The organism is Trichococcus flocculiformis (assembly GCF_963662535.1).
GTDB classification, from domain to species: domain Bacteria; phylum Bacillota; class Bacilli; order Lactobacillales; family Aerococcaceae; genus Trichococcus; species Trichococcus flocculiformis.
This window is the reverse complement of the sequence record NZ_OY759718.1, coordinates 1,968,742-1,988,039: the sequence shown is the minus strand read 5'-3', so window position 1 is coordinate 1,988,039 and position 19,298 is coordinate 1,968,742. Positions and strand designations below refer to the sequence as shown.

Below are 19,298 nucleotides of genomic sequence, written 5' to 3'. Positions count from 1 at the left end.
TGAAAGCAGTTCCAAAGAATTGAGTGTTTAAGGAGGATGTACAATGGAATTTGGCAAAGTAAAGTGGTTCAATAATGATAAAGGGTATGGTTTTATTGAATTCGACCAACAGGATGACGACATCTTCGTACATTTTACCGGTATAGCTGGAGAAGGCTTCAAAAGACTTGAAGAAGGGCAACGCGTTCAGTTTGATATCGCTGAAGGCGTAAGAGGACCACAAGCCACTAATGTGATCGTCGTGGCAGAATCATAAACAAGTACAGTAAACCGCAGAGGTGAGGAGAATCCGTTCAGGATTTTCTTTCACCTTTGTTTTTTGGGATGTGGAACATTTGATAAAATTATTTGTGGATGGGGCGGCCACCGGAAAAGAAGGGTATGCTGCCATTGGGATTTTGATCGTTGAGGACGGTGTACAAGAGCAAATAGGCCTGCCTTTAGAGGGCAGGATGGATAATCATCGGGCTGAATTCGAAGCGCTTCTGCATGGCTTGCGCCACCTGAAAGCGCAAAACAAACAAGACCAACTCATTTTTTGTTATACGGACAGCAAACTTGTTGCCGAGTCGATCAGGAAAAAGTATACAAAAAAAACGGAACACAAATTGTATCTGGAAGAGACCTTGCAGGAATTGGCTGCGTTCACGAATTTTTACTTGGAATGGATTCCGGAAAAGGAAAATAAAGGAGCCGATAATCTCGCAAAAAAAGCACTCTATCAGCTCACCAAAAAGAACAAATGAGCAAGCTTGAGATTTTTCGGGAATATGAAAAAATAAAGCAGTCCGGACGAACCCGCATCAGCGAGGAGTCCGGACTGCTTTATTTATTTGAAAAAATTATTTTTCTTTGGTTTCGCTGGCATCAAGTTCTTTTTTGACTCTAGGTGGGCGCGTTCCCCAATATTGGAACAGATCGGTACGCAATCTGCCGTTGTAGAGTTTGCGTTTTTTCGTAGCTCTTTCGCCGTAAAATTCTTCGAAAAGCAATTCGCTCGTCAGAATGTACTTGCTCCATGTCTTCAATGGGCGGAAAACTTGGCCCATCTCTTTGTAGAGTATCTCGATCTCTTCCTGATCGGAAAGACGCTCACCGTAGGGCGGGTTGCAGACAATTGTGCCGTATTCCTTGGTAGTCGTGAAGTCGGCCAAAGCCAACTGTTTGAAAGTGACATAATCCGCAACGCCTGCTTTCTCGGCATTGCTCTTCGCGATGGCGATGACATGTGGATCGATGTCCGAACCGCCGATATCCAACTTCACATCGAAATTCGCGGCAGCTTTGGCTTCATTGCGGATACGATCCCACATACCTTCTTCGAAAATGTTCCACTCTTCGGAAGGGAATGAGCGCTTCAAACCAGGCGCGATATTCAAGCCGATAAGAGCTGCTTCAATCGGAATCGTGCCGGAACCGCAAGTCGGATCATAGAAGGGGCGATCAGGGAACCAATTGGTCAACATCACCAAAGCGGCCGCCATATTTTCCTTCAATGGTGCGCCACCTTTTTCGGAACGGTAACCGCGTTTGAAAAGACTGGAACCGCTTGTGTCAATCGTCAGGATCACTTCATCCTTGTTGATGGCCACTTCAATCGGATAAAGTGCGCCGGATTCAGGCAAACGGGTACGACGGTGATAGTATTCGCTCAGACGGTTGACGATGGCCTTCTTTACGATCGCTTGGCAATCGGGGACACTGTACAAGGTCGATTTTTGTGATTTGCCGGAAACAGGGAATTCTGCATCCATCGGTAGGATTTGTTCCCACGGCAAAGCTTTCGTTTGCTCGAAAAGATCATCGAAGGTTTTTGCTTCGAATTTGCCGAAAACGATTTTGATGCGGTCAGCGGTGCGCAGCCACAGGTTGGTGGTGATGATGTCCGCTTCCGTACCGGTGAAGTAGGCCTTGCCGTTCTCTACTTGGACATTGTAGCCCATTTTTTTCAGCTCATTGCCGGTGATGGCTTCGATGCCGCTTGCGGCCGTAGCCATTAGTTGATAAGTTTTCATTTAGTGCTCCTTATTGTTTTGCCTTAGAAATTGCCGGGTAATGCACGAAAAATGGGACAAAAATTAGCTTGTCCCATCCTCGATCGTATTCTTTTTGAAGAAAAAAAGCCTGATTTGTAAATTTCTGTAAGCCATGTTCTGTCACGCCATCGGAGCCAGGCCTCTGATGGCGGAGGTAATTATCTATCTGCATTTCTGCCTCTTTCCCTCGTTCATTTCCTTGGAAAGAGTGCCCCTACCAAAGTTTGGGTTGCTCGCTCGAGGGGTTTACCGCGTTCCACCAGAAAGGTTTCCCCGTCTGCTTCGTCACTGTGGCACTTTCAAGAATACTCAGGCATAGGCAGAGCCCTTAGCCATTTTTTCTGCCGTCAATCTCTCGATTGCCTTAGCTTATTGTTTCGCTAAGCACGAACACTACAAGCATCTCAGCTTGTGCGAGCATGGACTTTCCTCAGCCTCCATGAAGGAGACCGCAATTACCCGAAATTTACAAATGTCTATTGATGCTAGTTTGCTTCTTCGTTGGTTTCATCCAATTTTGAACCGAATACATGTTTCTCCAAGTTGGAAAGGCGTTTCAGAATATCAAAATTCGTTACACCGCTGCCGACTGATGATATATTCGATTGGGTCGGCTTAGCTAAAACTGCTTGCTTCGTCAACTCATCCACACGGCTCATCAAACGTTCATTTTCGCTTTGAAGATAAGAAAGATCTTTTTGATAAGATTCATAATCTCTTATGATCATATCCAGATATTCATCGACTTCTGCAACATTATAGCCTCTCATAGCGCTTTTGAATTCTTTTTGCAGAATATCTTTAGTTGTTAGATTTTTATCTGCCATATTTGCACACCTCGTTAGTTGTCCTTGTTACCTAAACAGTATAGCATAAAAAAGTAATATTAATAAGCAAATATTCTAATCAACATCATATCAGGCTTTTCGCATAAACTCAACTTAATTTTTTCTTGCTTCAGCCGCGGATCATAAAGCCTCTGCGTAAATGGAAAGCTTAATATGGCAAGGCTCCTTGAAAATTGATGATGATGTATTGCTTGTCGCCCGATTTAGTGGTTGTGATGGATAAATTTTCATTAAGAACCGGCTGCTTGCCGAATATCTCCAATAGAAAACTCTTGAAGACCTTATCCGTTTTAGCTTGCAGGACCTCTTTGAAGAGTTCGCTTTTTATGGCCGGATCGATACCATCCTCAAAAATGATTTTTTCATCCGGAGTGAGGTAATCGTCAGCCAAAAGTATTTCAGCCCTACGACCGAACGGAATCTGGATTTTTAAGCAGTCTTTGTATTCTTCTTTTTGGTAATCACGTGCGATGCGCGCGACCAAGTAATCGATGGATTGTCTGATCTCTGAGTGTTCTGTCATGAAATATCCCTCCAACTTTTTGCCTAGACTAAATATATCATAAACCGGATCTTTTAGAAATCGTTCCCTCAATAATCCGGGGCTGATTTTCACTAAAATAATTTGCTGATGCATAGCCCGGAATATATCTTTTTCTCATTATTTGCTACAATGGATGGAGAGCATCATCCGGAGGCGGCACAGAGCCAGTAAAGATCAGCCGAAATGAGGGCACGAGGAGGAAGAGAATGAACAAAAGTATGATCGACAAACTCCACGAGGAACTGGAAGAACAACACTTGCCTTGTGAATGGCGATTGGAGTGGCATAAACCGTTCCATACAGTCGAAATTGTGTTATTATTAGAAGTCAGTTATCCTCCAGACAATAGTATTTCTGACATATTTGGCCACTCGAATCACGAAGATCGGTTCATTTTTGAAGATTCTGTTTTGTTTTATGATCGCGCGTCTTCAAAAATCAAAACGGAGGAGTATTTAACGGGTATCCCATTCGATCGGAAAAAAGGGATTCAGGGAGGATTGGCGGAAGCGGTCGTTAAGAATATTCGCTTGACGGTCGGAGAAGCAAACACTAAACTCAGGGATTTTCTGAAAGACGAGGGTGAGTCCAGCTTCGAATTGCATTGGAATGAGCTGAATTTTATGCAGACAATCGAAACACTGAAGGAATTAGGAAGATTTGATGAAACGTATTATCGTTATCCTTGATGGTAGGAAAGGTGAATGTAAATGGAATGGAATGAAGTGAAGGTTGTGACTGCTACCGAAGCAGTTGAGGCTGTATCGAATATATTGATGGAAGCTGGTGCGAAAGGTGTCGCCATAGATGACGAATTGGACTTCGTCAATCTTCAGGACGACGGTTTCGGGCAAATAAAGGAGGAACGTGCGTTGCCTGAAGAAGGGCATGCCGTTTATATCATGGCTTATTATCCGAACAACGCAGGTTTTCAGGACACTGTGTTGTTCATCAAAGAACAGCTGGCGGAACTGGAAAAGATCGATCTAAAAATCGGGAGGAATGAGCTGCAGATCAACGAAGTGAAGGAAGAGGATTGGGAAAACTCTTGGAAAGAATATTTCCATCCGATTCGCTTGACCCGCTTTTTGACGATTGTACCTTATTGGGAAGAATACACACCTGAAGATGAAAAAGAAATGCTGATTCAATTGGATCCAGGCATGGCCTTCGGTACCGGCACGCATCCAACCACGCGTCTGTCCATCGAAGCACTCGAAGCAGTGATGCGGGGCGGCGAAAAAGTGATCGATGTTGGTACCGGATCGGGCGTTTTGAGCATCGCAGCCAAGGCAATGGGCGCAGACACTGTCTATGCCTACGATATCGACGAAATCGCAACACGCGTCTCCAAAGAGAACATTGCTTATAATGCTTATGCTTCGGACGTCATCGTCAAAGAGAACAACCTGTTGGTAGGGATCGCTGATCAAGAAGCGGACATCATCGTTGCGAATATCTTGGCGGAAATTCTTCTGCTGTTGCTTCCTGATGCCTACAAGAATCTTAAGGATGATGGCTATTTCATCCTTTCGGGCATCATCGAATCGAAGAAAGCGGAACTGATCGCTGCTTTGATCAGCAATGGCTTTGAGATCGAACAAGAAAAGCAAATGAAAGATTGGGTTTGCCTGATCTGCACTAAAAACCTGGAGGATTGAAGCATGCAACGATACATCATTCCGCCGCTGACAAGAGATTATCAAACGCAGCCGATCATTTTGTCGGATGATTTCCATCACCATATGGTGCATGTGATGCGCATGAAGCAGGGGGAGCAAGTATATTTGGCCGACAATTCAGGCATTTCGTTCGTTGCGGAGCTCATTGACATATCCGCAAATACGGTCAGTTTGAAATGGGTGGCTGATGAAGACCGTTCAACGGAACTTCCGGTCAAGATTACGATTGCCTGCGGTTTGCCGAAGGGCGACAAGCTGGAATATATCGTACAGAAGGGTACAGAGTTGGGCGCGGCAGCCTTCCTGCCTTTCGCAGCAAAAAATGCGGTTGTGAAGTGGACAGCGGACAAAAGCGCAAAAAAACAGCAGCGTCTGCAGAAAATTGCGAGAGAGGCCGCGGAGCAATCGCACCGCCAAAAAGAGCCTTTTGTGCATCCTGTGCACAACCTCAAAGAGTTGTTGGCGGAAGCGGAAAAATACAGTAAAGTATTGATTGCCTATGAAGAGGATGCAAAGGTCGGTGAGGGCAGCATCTTGGTGAACACACTGGGAAATCTTGAACCAGGCGATTCTTTGTTGTTTGTATTTGGTCCTGAAGGCGGATTAGCGCCGGAAGAACTGGCGGCGTTCAGACAAGCCGGTCATAAGAGCTGTGCTTTGGGACCGAGGATTTTGCGGGCCGAAACAGCCCCTTTATATGCGTTGGCGGCAGTATCCTATGAAATGGAATTAAGAAAAGGAGCGGATAAAAATGGTTGAAAAATTAAACAAGTATATCGATCACACATTATTAAGACAAGATGCGACAGAGGAGGAAATCAAAGCCCTTTGCGAAGAGGCGAGGGAATATGACTTCAAGTCTGTCTGCGTGCAACCCTACTGGGTCAAAAAGGTGGAAGCTTTCCTGACCGGCTCGGATGTGCTTGTCTGTACGGTTGTTGGGTTTCCGCATGGTGCCAATACGGCTGAAGTGAAGACTTTCGAAGCGAAACAGGCGGTCCAGAACGGTGCTGATGAAGTCGATATGGTCATCAACATTGGCGCTTTGAAGGATGGCGATTATCAGACTGTCGAACATGAAATCGCAGCTTTGGTCGAAGCCGTAAAAGGCAAAGCGATCCTGAAGGTCATCATTGAGACCTGTCTGTTGACCGATGATGAAAAAGTCATCGCTTGCCAGTTGGCCCAAAAGGCTGGTGCCGACTTTGTCAAGACATCCACCGGCTTTTCAACAGGTGGTGCAACTTTGGAAGATATCGCACTGATGCGTAAAACTGTCGGTCCCGTGATGGATGTGAAAGCAAGCGGTGGAGTGCGCACGTACGAAGACGCCTTGGCTTTCATTGCAGCCGGCGCGACTCGTTTGGGCACTTCCAGTGGCAAGAAAATCGTCGAAGGTTGGCTTGCGGTCAGATAAATGCATGGGGTGCTCCGTTTGCATCCGAATAATTAAATGATCAAGGAACCTTGAATGACTGCTTTTTTTATGAAGCTGTCCTTCAAGGTTTTTTATAGTGCATAAAGCTCGTGAACCGAGGATAATTGTTGATGGCGCATCGTTCCGATTTAAAGTATAATAAAAGGAAATATTCATTTTTTTATTTACGGAACAGCGTATGTTCGGTATTGGTTCCGTCTGAGAATGGAACTGCAGTAAGGAAATACATAATCTTAAAGAGTCAGGAGTGACAACATGCCGAAAATCAAAACCTATTCACCTGAAGAGGTTGTGCAGCTATGCGCGGAATATATGAATGAAACCCACGTGGCATTTGTCCAAAAAGCGTGTGATTTTGCCCGGGAGGCTCATAGCGGACAGATGCGGAAGTCCGGTGAGGAATACTTCGTTCATCCGACTCAAGTCGCAGCGATATTGGCAGATTTGAAATTAGATCCAGAAACGATCGCAACGGGATTTTTGCATGATGTTGTGGAAGATACAGAATTTACTTTGGATGATATCGAACGGGAATTCTCCAAAACCGTCGCCATTCTGGTGGATGGCGTTACCAAGTTAGGGAAAATCGAATACAAGTCGCATGAAGAGCAACAGGCTGAAAACCACCGCAAAATGTTGATGGCCATGGCGAAGGATTTACGGATCATCATGGTGAAACTAGCGGACAGATTGCACAATATGCGGACATTGAAATATCACAAGCCAGAAAAACAACGGACCATCTCAAATGAGACTTTGGAGATATATGCACCCTTGGCCCACCGCCTGGGGATGAACCGGATCAAATGGGAATTGGAGGATACGTCGCTCAGGTATTTGAATCCACAGCAATATTACCGGATTGTTCACTTGATGAACAGCAAACGCGATGAACGGGAGCTCTACATCAAGGACACGATCAACAAAATCAAAGACTCAATCGATGAATTAGAGATTGAGGCCGACATCTACGGCAGGCCGAAGCATATCAACTCCATTTATCGGAAAATGAAGGACCAAAAGAAACAATTCACGGAAATCTATGATCTTTTGGCTATCCGCGTCATCGTCCATTCCATCAAAGACTGTTATGCCGTTTTGGGTGCTATTCATACAAAATGGAAACCGATGCCGGGTCGGTTCAAAGACTATATCGCCATGCCTAAGGCGAATATGTATCAGTCGCTGCATACGACAGTTATCGGGACACAAGGAACGCCAGTCGAAATCCAAATCCGGACAATCGAAATGCACCAAGTCGCGGAGTACGGGGTTGCGGCTCACTGGGCATACAAAGAGGGTATCACCAAAAAAATCGATCCCGATAAGATGCCCCATCAGATCGATTGGTTCCGTGATCTGATCGACTTGCAGGATGATTCCAAGAACGCTAGTGAGTTCGTCGAAAGCGTCAAGGAGGATATCTTCAAGGACAAGGTTTATGTCTTCACTCCGAAAGGCGATGTCGTCGAATTGCCATCGGGTGCCGGCCCTTTGGATTTCGCCTATAATATCCATACTGAAATCGGACATAAAACCATTGGGGCAAAAGTCAATGGCAAGATTGTCCCTTTGAACTACAAACTGCAGAATGGCGATATCATCGAAGTGATGACATCACCGAACTCATTCGGTCCGAGCAGGGACTGGGTCAACTTGGTTTCTACCAGTAAGGCAAAAAACAAAATCAAACGCTACTTCAAGCTGCAGGACCGTGATGAACACGTCATCAAAGGCCGCGATATGCTGGAAAAACAACTGACGGAAATGGAATTTTCACCAAAAGAATTCCTGACGAAACAAGCAATCAAAGATTTATTGAATCGCTTCAATGTCAATTCAGAGGATGATCTGTATGCAGCCATCGGGTTCGGTGAATTGTCCGCGTTTATTGTATCCAACCGTTTGACCGAGAAAGCACGCCGGGAGCGGGACAAACACAAAGCGGAACAACAGTTGGACACAATCGAGCAAAAAACGAAAAAAGACAACCCTAAAATGAAGATCCGCCACGAGGGCGGTGTAGTCATTCAAGGTGTAGATAATCTGCTCATCCGCATCAGCCACTGCTGCAATCCGGTCCCAGGAGATGAAATTGTCGGATACATCACAAAAGGGCGCGGCATCTCAGTCCACAGGAAAGATTGCCCGAATGTGCAGGTATCGGGAGAACATGGCAATCGGCTGATTGAAGTCGAATGGGAGGATACCGGCACGTCCACTATCGATTACGAAACCGAGTTGACAGTAGAAGGCTATAATCGCTCCGGCCTCTTGAATGAAATTCTGCATGTGGTGAACACAATGACCAAAAATCTCAGCAGCGTCAACGGGAAAGTCGACAGCAATAAGATTGCGGTCATTACGTTGAAAATTGGAATTCAGAATTTGAGTCAACTGGACAAAATCGTTGATAAAATAAAAAATATTCCGGATGTGTACACAGTCAGAAGGGTCATATCCTGATTAATCAAAGTGAATAGAGGGAATATATGCGTGTAGTTGTGCAGAAAGTGACGGAAGCAGCCGTCTTGGTCGGTGGGGAAATCATAGGAGAAATTGGTAAAGGCTTCATGCTTTTGGTCGGTATCGGTAAGGAGGATGCGCAAGAAGATGTGTGCTACATTGCTCGTAAAGTTGCGAATCTCAGGGTTTTCGAGGACGAAGAGGGGAAAATGAACCGTTCTTTGAAGGATGTGGGTGGAGACATTCTTTCCATATCCCAGTTCACTTTATTCGCTGATACCAAAAAAGGCAATCGTCCAAGCTTCATCAATGCGGCCGCCCCCGAAACCGGCGAGGCGCTCTATCAAGAGTTCAATGAACGGTTAAGAGCTGAAGGATTCTCAGTGGCGTCCGGTAAGTTCGGGGCGCACATGGCGGTTTCTTTGGTCAACGATGGACCTGTAACCATAATCATCGATTCCAAAAATAAATAACAGAGTCTGCAGCTTGAACCATTGGCGGTTCAAGCTGCAGACTCTGTTATTTTGATGGCTAGCTTCACGGGTTAGCCCTTCGGAAAGAAGAATAAGGAACCTCTTGTCTCTGCGAGCCAAGGATACTATTCGACTAACCTGCTGATGCAGGAAGTCTCTTAGCATATTGCGCTCTACGATGCTCAGTCGGCACGATTTCCTAAATTGTCATGACTCTTGCGATTTCAATCGCTTAGAGGCATGATATACTTGACCGATTAGGTCACAGTGTTTCCTTACTCAGGGCTGAACGAACCCGTTCCGCTTTCTTATTGGAAATATTCGGTCAATGCTTGGTAGATGCTTTCTGCCACCAGCGAGCGATAGTAGTCGGAATTGAAGGTCTTGACGTCGGATTCGTTGTTCATATAGCCAAGCTCCAACAGCAAGGCCGGCTGATCATTTTCGCGTGTAACCAGGAAATCTCCGAACTTGGATCCGTTGTCCTGCAACGGCAAGGTGTCAGTCAGGTGATTATCGACCAGATTGGCTAACGGGATATCCTCATCTGCGTAATAATAAGTCGTAAAGCCAGTCGCTGAAGTACCGCTTGCGGTGGAGTCGTAATGTAGACTGATGAATAAATCAGCATTGTTGACATTACTCATTTCTGCGCGATCTTCCAAAGTGACATAGATGTCCGAGGTGCGCGTCAATATGACGTTGGCTCCGGCACTGCGTAATTTTTCCGCCACAGCTTGAGCGGTTTTGAGTGTGACTTCCTTCTCATAAATATAAGTACCTTCCGCACCCGGATCTTCTCCTCCGTGGCCCGGATCAATCACGATTGTCGCTTCTGCAAGCGTGGTGGTCGATGACGCAGTGACTGGCGCACCGAGTGATTCGGATGTTTCCACCAACCAGGAGGCGACGTAACCTTCCTTGTTTACCTCATATAGGATCTTATAGAAATCACCGGATTCGCTGATCAGTTCGTACTCTTCGCCTTTTTCGGCAATGAACAGGATATCGCTGCCTGTCGAAGCACTGCTGCGGACATTTACGCCATCCATCGTGATGATCACTTTCGGATTAGTGTCGTCTGCAACAACGGCAGTGGTATCGACTGTTTCTGGCGCCAACTGAATGCTGCCTGGTGAAATTTCGATCAGCTCAGACAAAATCCAAGCAACTTTGTTGTTGTATTGGATTTGGCTCCAACCGTTTTCTTCGTATAATAGGGCGAATTTTTCACCTGCAATAGCCGTTCCGACGACTTCAGATGTTTCATTGTTCTCCTGCCGGATATTGGCGGAGGGTACAAGGACCGTTGCCAGCAATTCGGAGGTTGCCGCGATTTCGGTATTGTTGATCAGCCAGCTTGCTACCCAACCGATTCTTCCATCCGATAACCGGACTTTATACCATTCGTTCTTATCCGCTAAAACGTTGACAGAGGATCCGCCTTGTATTTGCGTCATAATATCGTAAGATAAGCCCGGACCGGACCGGACGTTTACGATGCTGGCGGAGATGCTGACCGAAGTATAGTTGGCTAATGCTACCGTACCGAAGGAGCCCAATCCAACAAATAGCAAAACAAGCATCAAGAAGAACAGATGTCTATTTTTTCCGATAGTTTTCACTGATTGTCTCCTTTCTGGTTTGGGATGCATAAAATTTACAAAAATTGTTCAATTCTTCTATCATTATAGCAAAGATACGTTATCCAATGCAAAGCCTTTTCAGAAATTATAAAGTTGTGCTGTATCTGGACAGGGGGGAAGTACATCAAGATGAAAATATGATGAAAACAGTATTGACAATTCGAAGCTTATCTTGTATCGTTAAGGAAATTATAAATGTCCAGTGAAGATCGAAGTAGAATAGATTGGTTTGATTCAGAGAGGATTGCCGCGGCTGAGAGCACTCCCAAACGTTTATTTGAAAGACAGGTTGGAGGATTAATAGTGAAAAGCTATTACGCCACGAACGTTACTCGTTAAAGGAAAGCTATGCTTTCGAATAAAGGTGGCACCACGTCTGACTAATCGTCCTTTTCCATGATGGAAAGAGGGCTATTTTTTTGCTTTTTTTCAGACAAAAAACAGTATGAAGCGAAAGGAATGGTTATAAAAATGATACAAAAACCAAAAGGGACTGCTGACATATTTTTGCAGGAAGCAGAAATTTGGCAATATGTGGAAGAGACAGCCCGAATCTTATTGCATGACTATCAATTTTCGGAAATCCGCACGCCGATGTTTGAAAGCTATGAGTTGTTTTCCAGAGGCGTTGGCGATACGAGCGATATCGTATCGAAAGAAATGTATGATTTCTTCGACAAAGGCGAACGCCATATCGCATTGAAACCGGAAGGAACAGCCCCGGTGGTTAGGGCTTATGTTGAGAACAAACTGTTCGGTCCTGAACATCCAAAACCGCTGAAAGTCTATTACATCAGCCCGATGTTCCGCTACGAAAGACCACAAGGCGGAAGAATGCGACAATTCCACCAATTAGGTGTGGAAGTTTTCGGAAGCGTGAATCCGGCGACCGATGTCGAAACAATGGCATTGGCATGGGATATACTGAAGGAATTGGAATTGAGCGATCTGAAATTGGTCATCAATTCTTTGGGGAAAACTGAAGACCGGATCAGATACCGCGAAGCGCTGATCGCCTACCTAGAACCGTTCCATGATGAACTGAGCAAAGATTCCCAGACTCGTTTACATAAGAATCCGTTGCGCGTGTTGGACAGCAAAGACAAGCGCGACAAGGAAATCGTTGCCCAGGCACCAAGCATCTTGGAGTTCTTGTCGGATGATTCAAGGAAACATTTTGAGGCGGTTCAGGAAATGCTTCAGGCATTGGAAATTCCGTTCACTATCAACAGCAATATGGTCCGCGGACTCGACTATTACCAAGACACTATCTTTGAAATTATGACTTCGTCCGCAGTCTTCGGAGCCGAAACGACCATCTGCGGCGGTGGCCGCTATGATGGCTTGGTTCAGGAAATCGGCGGGCCGGAGGTTCCTGGATTTGGCTTCGGAATGGGCTTGGAAAGGCTGATCCTTTTGATCAAGGACCAGCAAGTCGATGTGCCAAAATTATCCGAGTTGGATGTTTATGTGGTCGGTCTGGGAGAAGCTACGAACATCGAAACCTTGAAATTGGTCCAAAATGCGCGCCAAGCAGGGTATTCGGCGGATCGAGACTTCCATGACCGCAAAGCCAAAGCCCAATTCAAAACCGCTACGAAAAATGGAGCCAAAGTGGTCCTGACAATCGGCGAGAATGAATTGAATAACAAACAGGTGCAATTCAAAGTGATGTCAACCGGCAAAGAACAGACTTTATCATTGGCTGAAATTTATGCTGATTTCGATAAAGTGTACAAAACACAGACAGCCGATATGACGGCTTTTAATGAATTTTTTGGAAAAGAAGACTAGAAAATACAGAAGAGGGTAGTGAAAATGGAAAGAAGAACAGAGTATTGCGGATTATTGACAGAAGCATCGGTTGGGCAGACTGTCGTCGCCAATGGTTGGGTAAACAAAAGAAGGGACTTGGGTGGATTGATCTTTATCCATCTGCGTGACCGTGAAGGCATCGTCCAAGTCGTTTTCAACACGGAATTCAGCGAAGAAGCCTTCCGTATTGCAGAAACGATCCGTGGAGAATATGTCCTGCAAGTCAAAGGGAAAGTAGTCCTACGTGAAGAAAATCAAATTAATCCGAATATCGGTACAGGAACGATCGAAATTGAAGCGGAATCCGTGGAAATTTTGGCGAAAGCAAAAACACCGCCGTTCTATATCGAAGGCGATCTGAACGTATCGGATGAACTGCGCATGAAATACCGTTACATTGACTTAAGAAGAGACAAAATGATGAACAACATGAAAATTCGCCATCAAACGACGCGTACTGTCCGTAATTATTTGGATGACTTGAATTTTATGGATATCGAAACACCATATTTGACGAAATCGACTCCGGAAGGTGCGCGTGACTATATCGTTCCATCCCGTGTCCACCAAGGCGAATTTTACGCACTGCCACAATCGCCGCAACTGTTCAAACAGATGCTGATGGGCGCTGGATTTGACCGCTATTACCAGATCGTTCGTTGCTTCCGCGATGAAGATTTGCGCGGTGACAGACAGCCAGAATTTACGCAAGTGGATATCGAAACAAGTTTCCTTTCTGCTGAGGAGATTCAGGAAATTACCGAAAACATGCTTCAAAAAGTCATGAAGGACGTTCTGGGCAAAGATATTCCGGCTCCATTCCCTCGCATCTCCTATGATGAGGCGATGAACCGTTTCGGCAGTGACAAGCCGGATACTCGTTTCGCGTTGGAACTGATCGACATGAACGAATTTGCGAAAACTTCTTCATTCAACGTATTCAAAGCAACAAGTGAAAGCGGCGGACAAGTCCGTGGCTTGAACGTTAAAGGTAAAGCCGATGCTTATTCACGCAAAGACATGGATAACCTGATCGAGTACGCCAAACAATACGGCGCAAAAGGCATGGCTTGGATGAAAGTCGAAGAAGATGGATTGAAAGGCGCCGTGGCGAAATTCTTTACCGAAGACAGCGATGAATTGATCAGACTGATGGATGCTGAGCCTGGAGACTTGCTTGTGTTTGTTGCTGATAAAAAAGAAATCGTCTATCAAGCGCTTGGAGAGTTGCGTCTGAAGTTTGGCCGCGATCTTGATCTGATCGACAAATCCCAATTCGCTTTCGTTTGGGTTGTGGATTGGCCATTGCTTGAGTACGATGCGGACGCAAAACGTTACACTGCAATGCACCACCCATTCACTCGTCCGAATGATGAAGATCTTAGCAAATTAGCCGAACATCCGGAAGAAGTTTATGCGCAAGCCTATGATATCGTCCTGAACGGTTATGAGATCGGCGGAGGCTCGTTGCGTATCCACACAAGAGAAGTACAGGAGCAGATGTTTGCGGCACTTGGCTTCAGTAAAGAAGAGGCTGAAGAGGAGTTCGGTTTCTTGATGGATGCATTCGATTACGGGTTCCCACCTCATGGGGGCATCGCTTTAGGGTTGGATCGTTTGGTCATGTTGTTGGCTGGTGAATCGAACATCCGCGAAGTGATTGCGTTCCCTAAAAACGGAAAAGCTTTCGACCCGATGACGAACGCCCCAAGCGAAGTAAGCGCAGCTCAGTTGAAAGAATTGAGCCTGAAAATCGCCTCTTTGGACTAACCTTGGATTAGCGATTGAACTAAAAAGAGCATCTGATGGTAATGAAAACAGGCCTTATGATACAATAATCGTATCATAAGGCTGTTTTTTTCGTCTGTTGCTTTGGATTAGGCGGAATTGCTTTTTAGGATAATACACAATAAAAGGGTGAAGATATGTTAAAGATAGGTTCACATGTTTCTATGGGCGGCAAAAAAATGCTGTTGGGTTCAGCAGAGGAGGCAGCGTCATACGGTTCTTCGGTATTTATGATTTACACAGGCGCTCCGCAGAATACCCGGAGAAAAAGTGTCGATGAGATGAATATTCCGGAAGGAATGGATTATATGGCGAAGCATGGTCTGGTCGAGTTGGTCGTCCATGCACCCTACATCATCAATTTGGCGAATACAACGAAACCGGATCATTTTGAATTTGCGATCGGATTTTTGCGCGAAGAAATCGTGCGGGCTCAAGCGCTTGGTGCAAAACAAATCACGTTGCATCCAGGTTCGCATGTCGGCGCAGGTTCTGAGATAGGCATCAAACAGATCATCAAGGGCTTGAATGAAGTGCTGGAGCCTAGTCAGACAGCGCAGATTGCATTGGAAACGATGGCCGGAAAAGGCACAGAGATCGGCCGGACGTTTGAAGAGCTGGCTGCCATCATGGATGGGGTAGTCCATAACGACAAACTTTCGGTGACGTTGGATACGTGCCATACGAATGATGCGGGCTATAACGTCAAAGAGGACTTCGATGGTGTGTTGGAAGAATTCGACCGCATCATCGGCCTGGAACGTTTGAAAATGATTCATGTCAACGACTCAAAAAACGAGAGAGGGGCCCACAAAGACAGACATGCGAATATCGGGTTCGGCACCATCGGCTTCGAAACTCTGAATAAAATCGTTCACCATCCGCAACTGCAGGATTTGCCGAAAATATTGGAAACGCCGTTCGTGGGCGAGGACAAAAAGAACAAAAAGGCGCCTTACAGATTCGAATTGGATATGCTGAAGTCGCAGACATTCAATCCGGGCTTATTAGAAGACATATTGAACCAGTAAGAAATACATCTTTGGATGGATGCGGTTTTGTCTGGAATCAGGGATAATTATATACAAGCACAAAATAAATGAATGAAGGAGATGGGAAGATGAAAGGTTGGTTGAAAGGCTTAATTGGTGTTTTTATTGCAGTGTTGTTGTTGGGAGTGCCATTGATCAGCTCTTATAATGGTTTGGTGACTGAGGAAAGCAATGTCGATGTGCAATGGGCGAATGTGGAAACCAAGCTCCAAAGACGTTATGATCTGATCCCCAACTTGGTGGAATCAGTAAAAGGAGCCATGGAACAGGAACAGGAAGTGTTCGGCGCAATCGCTGATGCCCGTGCCAGAATCGGCAGTGCCCAAACGACCGAAGAACAGGTTGCCGCCAGCAACGAAATGGAATCTGCACTATCGCGTCTGTTGGTGATTGTCGAGAACTATCCGGAATTGAAATCGAATGAGCAGGTGACGGCTTTGATGGATGAGTTGGCGGGCACAGAAAACAGAATTTCTGTCGAAAGGGATCGATACAACGAATCTGTGCAACAATACAACAACAAAGTCAAACGCTTCCCTGGGTCGCTCATGGCCGGACTTTTCGGATTTGATGAAAAATCTTATTTTGAAGCAGTCAGCGGCGCTGAAACCGCACCTAGTGTAGATCTGAATACAGATGACGAATAATTGAGGGGTTGAGGATGCTTTGTTTCAAATGAGAAAAAAGGTGCGATGGCAACTACTTTTGGTTTTGGGAGCATTCTTCTTTTCGATGATGTTCGCACCATCCAAAAACGCGCAGGAGTTACCAGATCCGACTAGCGAATTTTATGTCTATGATCCAAGCGGTACGCTCTCCGAAGAAACAAAAACATTCATCATGAGTGTGAATGAGCAGTACGAATTGACCGAGGAGAAACCTCAGGTTGTCGTGGCAGTGGTTGATTCACTGGAAGGCGAGACAATCGAGGAGTATTCTGTCGATCTGTTTGAAAAATGGAAAATCGGTCAAGCGGATGCTGACAATGGTGTACTGATTTTGTTGGCTCTGGAAGAAAGGGAAATCCGCTTCGAAATCGGGTATGGTCTGGAAGGTGCCCTGACGGACAGTAGAACGGGCAGAATTCTGGATAATCATCTGCAGTATCTTTCGGCCAATGATTTCGATGGTGGCCTGAAAGAAATCTTTACGGAGGCGGCAGTTGTCATCAATCAGGAGTATCAATATGATGATGAAGTGATTTTCTCCGGTTATCCTGTCAATACGACGCAATATGTGGAGGATGATTCGTCGTTCTTCGCATCCCTTATCCAATTCCTGTTTATTCTTTTGCTGTTGTCCTTCTTTTTTGGTGGCAGAGGCGGTCGCGGTGGACGTGGTGGTGGAATGAACCCGTTGTGGTGGTTGCTTCTTAGTGGAGGCGGCGGGAGCAGTTACCGCGGTAACAATCATCGTGGCGGATATGGCGGAGGCGGATTTGGAGGCGGTGGATTTGGTGGTGGTGGCGGCTTCGGAGGCGGCGGTTCTTCCGGAGGCGGTGGATCCAGCAGAGGGTTCTGACCAAACTGCCCGGCTGCAAAATAGAAAAAAGAAGAGGGCCCGAATGAATCAACGGGTTCTCTTCTTTTGGTTTTACGGAATGATGGTTGTATCGGAGATTTCGATGCTGCTCATGATGATCGCGGCTGTTTCTTCTATAGAACGTTTGGATACATTGATGACAATGCAACCCAATTTGTTGTACAAATCATACGCATATTCCAATTCAGCCCGGATACGATCCATGTCCGAATAGATGGTTTCAGGCGATAATCCGTAGGCGATCATCCGTTCTTTTCGGAAATTATTCAACACCTCGGCATCATTGGTCAATCCGACGATTTTCTTCGGATCCACTTGCCAAATCTCTTCGGGCACTGAGGCTTCCGGCATAATCGGCAAGTTTGCTACTTTGATGTTTTTGTTTGCCAAAAACATGGAAAGTGGGGTTTTTGAAGTACGCGAAACGCCCAGCAGGACGAGATCCGCATCCAAAAAGCCTTTTGGATCTTTCCCGTCATCATATTTGACAGCGAATTCGATAGCGCTGATCCGGTTGAAATATTCGTCGTCCAGACGGTGCAAAGCGCCCGCCCTCTTGAGTGGCAGTTGTCCCGTTGCTTTGGAAATATCCTTGACCAAGTCTTTCAGTATGTTATAGCAAGGCAAATTCTCTGCTTCGCAGAAATCGTCTGTGAACTCACTCAAATTTTCGACGACCAAAGTATGGATGACAAATGCTTTCAGCTCTTTGGCCTCTTCCAATACTGGCTCCAGATCCTTCATTTTTCTGATGAACGGATAGTGATACATATGAACTGTCAGTGATGGGAATTGCGCCAAGACTGCCTGAAGGACTTTCCTGGCCGTATCTCCCACTGAATCGGATATAATGACAAAATGTAGGTCCTGTTGCTCTTGTTGTTCCATATAATTTCGTCCTTCCTGAATCTTAATCATTGCATTCTCACTAATAATATACTATAGTCAATTTGAAAATGATAGAGTCGGGAGGGAAAATGATGCCAGTAGATACCGTAACAATTGCACTGCAGCGATTAAAAAAGCACGGTTATAAATACACTCAAAAAAGAGAAGATATCATTACTGTCTTTGTGGAAGAGAACCGCTACCTTCCGGCAAAAGCAGTTTTACAGGCTTTGGAGGAGGAATATCCGACACTCAGCTATGATACGATATACCGCAATCTGTACACTTTTGTTGAAGTTGGAATCTTGGAAGAAACAGAATTGAACAACGAAAAACTTTTCCGGATCACTTGTCTGCACGAGGGACACCATCATCATCACTTTATTTGTCAACAATGCGGAATGACGATTGCTTTGCAGATGTGTCCGATGGATTTCTTCGAGCAACAGTTGGAAGGATGCCAGATTTCTTCGCATCGCTTCGAAATATTTGGTGTTTGCAAGAACTGTCTGACTGCCGGATAGCGCGAAAGTCAGTACAGAAAACTCAGGTTTATTCTGATGGTAGAAATCCTATTGTTGTTTTACAATAAAACGTTGCAATTGCTTTCTTCTATGATATAATATCAAAAGAACAATTTCATTTTGATTACTTACTTTCAAAAGGAAACGTTACTTTTAATGCTCGGAGGGAGGGAATATTTAATGTCAAAAACAGTTGTTCGTAAAAACGAATCTCTTGATGATGCTCTTCGTCGCTTTAAACGTACTGTTTCAAAAACTGGAACTCTACAAGACGCTCGTAAACATGAATTTTATGAAAAGCCAAGTGTGAGACGCAAGAAAAAATCTGAAGCTGCCAGAAAACGTAAATTCTAACAGTCAGATGCTCACATTCTAAAATTCTTAGAGACTTATCGATAAAGAATGGGATGATCTCCGTATCATTCCATTTTTTTGTCGTTCTGCAGAATCACCTTGAACGTAAGAGGGATAAATACTTTCATAAGCCTTGCCGCTTTATGTTATAATGTAGGCAATGAGCAGTGAAAAAAATCCCCAAAAAGAGGAGTGTAGCTTG

The 19,298-nt window shown here is 45.2% G+C and carries 20 protein-coding genes and 1 other RNA gene; 15 read left to right on the top strand and 6 right to left on the bottom strand.

Annotated features, from left to right (window positions below; genetic code table 11):
• Window positions 1-43 precede the first annotated feature (43 nt).
• Window positions 44-256, top strand: coding sequence for a cold-shock protein (locus ACKPCD_RS09425; protein ID WP_086988059.1), 213 nt, complete (start codon window positions 44-46; stop codon window positions 254-256).
• 79 nt (window positions 257-335) lie between these two features.
• A complete protein-coding gene (locus ACKPCD_RS09420) occupies window positions 336-746 on the top strand; it encodes a ribonuclease HI family protein (protein ID WP_288925622.1) in 411 nt (136 codons plus the stop codon).
• 96 nt (window positions 747-842) lie between these two features.
• Here the strand turns inward: ACKPCD_RS09420 and ACKPCD_RS09415 are convergent, their stop codons facing one another.
• The 4 genes from ACKPCD_RS09415 to ACKPCD_RS09400 form a co-directional block, all read right to left on the bottom strand.
• Window positions 843-2,015: a THUMP domain-containing class I SAM-dependent RNA methyltransferase gene (locus tag ACKPCD_RS09415; protein WP_068559684.1), complete on the bottom strand. Its 1,173-nt coding sequence runs from the start codon at window positions 2,013-2,015 to the stop codon at window positions 843-845.
• A 122-nt stretch (window positions 2,016-2,137) separates the two neighbouring features.
• An RNA gene (gene rnpB / locus ACKPCD_RS09410) (RNase P RNA component class B) lies at window positions 2,138-2,503 on the bottom strand.
• Window positions 2,504-2,521: 18 nt separating this feature from the next.
• Complete coding sequence (gene gpsB, locus ACKPCD_RS09405; protein WP_321433039.1) at window positions 2,522-2,863, bottom strand: cell division regulator GpsB; 342 nt, start codon at window positions 2,861-2,863, stop codon at window positions 2,522-2,524.
• Between the two features lie 169 nt (window positions 2,864-3,032).
• Window positions 3,033-3,407, bottom strand: a complete 375-nt coding sequence (locus tag ACKPCD_RS09400; protein WP_068559679.1) for a hypothetical protein — start codon at window positions 3,405-3,407, stop codon at window positions 3,033-3,035.
• Window positions 3,408-3,634: 227 nt separating this feature from the next.
• On the opposite strand from ACKPCD_RS09400, the gene ACKPCD_RS09395 reads away from it, so the two are divergent.
• The 6 genes from ACKPCD_RS09395 to dtd all read left to right on the top strand — a co-directional run bounded on the left by ACKPCD_RS09395 (window position 3,635) and on the right by dtd (window position 9,487).
• Window positions 3,635-4,117: a DUF3013 family protein gene (locus tag ACKPCD_RS09395; protein ID WP_086988056.1), complete on the top strand. Its 483-nt coding sequence runs from the start codon at window positions 3,635-3,637 to the stop codon at window positions 4,115-4,117.
• Window positions 4,118-4,138: 21 nt separating this feature from the next.
• Window positions 4,139-5,089, top strand: coding sequence for a 50S ribosomal protein L11 methyltransferase (gene prmA / locus ACKPCD_RS09390; RefSeq protein ID WP_068559675.1), 951 nt, complete (start codon window positions 4,139-4,141; stop codon window positions 5,087-5,089).
• A gap of 3 nt (window positions 5,090-5,092) precedes the next feature.
• Complete coding sequence (locus tag ACKPCD_RS09385) at window positions 5,093-5,869, top strand: 16S rRNA (uracil(1498)-N(3))-methyltransferase (RefSeq protein WP_086988055.1); 777 nt, start codon at window positions 5,093-5,095, stop codon at window positions 5,867-5,869.
• Window positions 5,862-6,527 (top strand): deoxyribose-phosphate aldolase, encoded by a 666-nt coding sequence (gene deoC, locus ACKPCD_RS09380; protein ID WP_321433038.1) that lies wholly within the window; start codon window positions 5,862-5,864, stop codon window positions 6,525-6,527. Before ACKPCD_RS09385 ends, deoC begins: the two co-directional genes overlap by 8 nt.
• A gap of 276 nt (window positions 6,528-6,803) precedes the next feature.
• Window positions 6,804-9,014 carry a RelA/SpoT family protein gene (locus ACKPCD_RS09375; protein WP_321433037.1) on the top strand — a complete coding sequence of 737 codons (2,211 nt, stop codon included), beginning with the start codon at window positions 6,804-6,806 and terminating at the stop codon, window positions 9,012-9,014.
• 26 nt (window positions 9,015-9,040) lie between these two features.
• The gene (dtd, locus tag ACKPCD_RS09370; protein WP_086988052.1) at window positions 9,041-9,487 is read left to right on the top strand and encodes a D-aminoacyl-tRNA deacylase; all 447 of its coding nucleotides are present in this window, start codon (window positions 9,041-9,043) and stop codon (window positions 9,485-9,487) included.
• A gap of 308 nt (window positions 9,488-9,795) precedes the next feature.
• Here the strand turns inward: dtd and ACKPCD_RS09365 are convergent, their stop codons facing one another.
• Window positions 9,796-11,112, bottom strand: coding sequence for an N-acetylmuramoyl-L-alanine amidase family protein (locus ACKPCD_RS09365; RefSeq protein ID WP_321433036.1), 1,317 nt, complete (start codon window positions 11,110-11,112; stop codon window positions 9,796-9,798).
• A 492-nt stretch (window positions 11,113-11,604) separates the two neighbouring features.
• Here ACKPCD_RS09365 and hisS point away from each other — a divergent pair, with 492 nt between their 5' ends.
• From hisS to ACKPCD_RS09340, 5 genes are all read left to right on the top strand, one after another.
• A complete protein-coding gene (hisS, locus tag ACKPCD_RS09360; RefSeq protein WP_068559833.1) occupies window positions 11,605-12,927 on the top strand; it encodes a histidine--tRNA ligase in 1,323 nt (440 codons plus the stop codon).
• Between the two features lie 24 nt (window positions 12,928-12,951).
• Entirely contained in the window at window positions 12,952-14,718 is a 1,767-nt protein-coding gene (aspS, locus tag ACKPCD_RS09355; RefSeq protein WP_068559664.1) for an aspartate--tRNA ligase, read from the top strand.
• 155 nt (window positions 14,719-14,873) lie between these two features.
• A complete protein-coding gene (locus tag ACKPCD_RS09350) occupies window positions 14,874-15,767 on the top strand; it encodes a deoxyribonuclease IV (protein ID WP_068559662.1) in 894 nt (297 codons plus the stop codon).
• Between the two features lie 89 nt (window positions 15,768-15,856).
• Window positions 15,857-16,435 (top strand): LemA family protein, encoded by a 579-nt coding sequence (locus tag ACKPCD_RS09345; RefSeq protein ID WP_068559660.1) that lies wholly within the window; start codon window positions 15,857-15,859, stop codon window positions 16,433-16,435.
• 28 nt (window positions 16,436-16,463) lie between these two features.
• Window positions 16,464-17,309 carry a TPM domain-containing protein gene (locus ACKPCD_RS09340; RefSeq protein ID WP_321433035.1) on the top strand — a complete coding sequence of 282 codons (846 nt, stop codon included), beginning with the start codon at window positions 16,464-16,466 and terminating at the stop codon, window positions 17,307-17,309.
• Between the two features lie 72 nt (window positions 17,310-17,381).
• On the opposite strand, the gene ACKPCD_RS09335 is transcribed toward ACKPCD_RS09340, so the two are convergent.
• Window positions 17,382-18,218, bottom strand: coding sequence for a pyruvate, water dikinase regulatory protein (locus ACKPCD_RS09335; RefSeq protein ID WP_068559656.1), 837 nt, complete (start codon window positions 18,216-18,218; stop codon window positions 17,382-17,384).
• A 92-nt stretch (window positions 18,219-18,310) separates the two neighbouring features.
• Between ACKPCD_RS09335 and ACKPCD_RS09330 the strand changes: the two genes are divergently transcribed.
• Together ACKPCD_RS09330 and rpsU are read left to right on the top strand one after the other, a co-directional pair.
• Window positions 18,311-18,742, top strand: coding sequence for a Fur family transcriptional regulator (locus ACKPCD_RS09330; protein ID WP_143148176.1), 432 nt, complete (start codon window positions 18,311-18,313; stop codon window positions 18,740-18,742).
• Window positions 18,743-18,922: 180 nt separating this feature from the next.
• Window positions 18,923-19,096, top strand: coding sequence for a 30S ribosomal protein S21 (gene rpsU / locus ACKPCD_RS09325; protein ID WP_068559653.1), 174 nt, complete (start codon window positions 18,923-18,925; stop codon window positions 19,094-19,096).
• Window positions 19,097-19,298 lie beyond the last annotated feature (202 nt).

Coding starts and splice junctions, on each gene's coding strand:
- ACKPCD_RS09385 (WP_086988055.1), top strand. CDS start 5,093: ATGCAACGATACATCATTCCGCCGCTGACAAGAGATTATCAAACGCAG.
- ACKPCD_RS09350 (WP_068559662.1), top strand. CDS start 14,874: ATGTTAAAGATAGGTTCACATGTTTCTATGGGCGGCAAAAAAATGCTG.
- ACKPCD_RS09395 (WP_086988056.1), top strand. CDS start 3,635: ATGAACAAAAGTATGATCGACAAACTCCACGAGGAACTGGAAGAACAA.
- ACKPCD_RS09400 (WP_068559679.1), bottom strand. CDS start 3,407: ATGACAGAACACTCAGAGATCAGACAATCCATCGATTACTTGGTCGCG.
- ACKPCD_RS09330 (WP_143148176.1), top strand. CDS start 18,311: ATGCCAGTAGATACCGTAACAATTGCACTGCAGCGATTAAAAAAGCAC.
- dtd (WP_086988052.1), top strand. CDS start 9,041: ATGCGTGTAGTTGTGCAGAAAGTGACGGAAGCAGCCGTCTTGGTCGGT.
- rpsU (WP_068559653.1), top strand. CDS start 18,923: ATGTCAAAAACAGTTGTTCGTAAAAACGAATCTCTTGATGATGCTCTT.
- hisS (WP_068559833.1), top strand. CDS start 11,605: ATGATACAAAAACCAAAAGGGACTGCTGACATATTTTTGCAGGAAGCA.
- ACKPCD_RS09375 (WP_321433037.1), top strand. CDS start 6,804: ATGCCGAAAATCAAAACCTATTCACCTGAAGAGGTTGTGCAGCTATGC.
- gpsB (WP_321433039.1), bottom strand. CDS start 2,863: ATGGCAGATAAAAATCTAACAACTAAAGATATTCTGCAAAAAGAATTC.
- ACKPCD_RS09340 (WP_321433035.1), top strand. CDS start 16,464: ATGAGAAAAAAGGTGCGATGGCAACTACTTTTGGTTTTGGGAGCATTC.
- ACKPCD_RS09335 (WP_068559656.1), bottom strand. CDS start 18,218: ATGGAACAACAAGAGCAACAGGACCTACATTTTGTCATTATATCCGAT.
- ACKPCD_RS09415 (WP_068559684.1), bottom strand. CDS start 2,015: ATGAAAACTTATCAACTAATGGCTACGGCCGCAAGCGGCATCGAAGCC.
- deoC (WP_321433038.1), top strand. CDS start 5,862: ATGGTTGAAAAATTAAACAAGTATATCGATCACACATTATTAAGACAA.
- ACKPCD_RS09425 (WP_086988059.1), top strand. CDS start 44: ATGGAATTTGGCAAAGTAAAGTGGTTCAATAATGATAAAGGGTATGGT.
- aspS (WP_068559664.1), top strand. CDS start 12,952: ATGGAAAGAAGAACAGAGTATTGCGGATTATTGACAGAAGCATCGGTT.
- ACKPCD_RS09345 (WP_068559660.1), top strand. CDS start 15,857: ATGAAAGGTTGGTTGAAAGGCTTAATTGGTGTTTTTATTGCAGTGTTG.
- prmA (WP_068559675.1), top strand. CDS start 4,139: ATGGAATGGAATGAAGTGAAGGTTGTGACTGCTACCGAAGCAGTTGAG.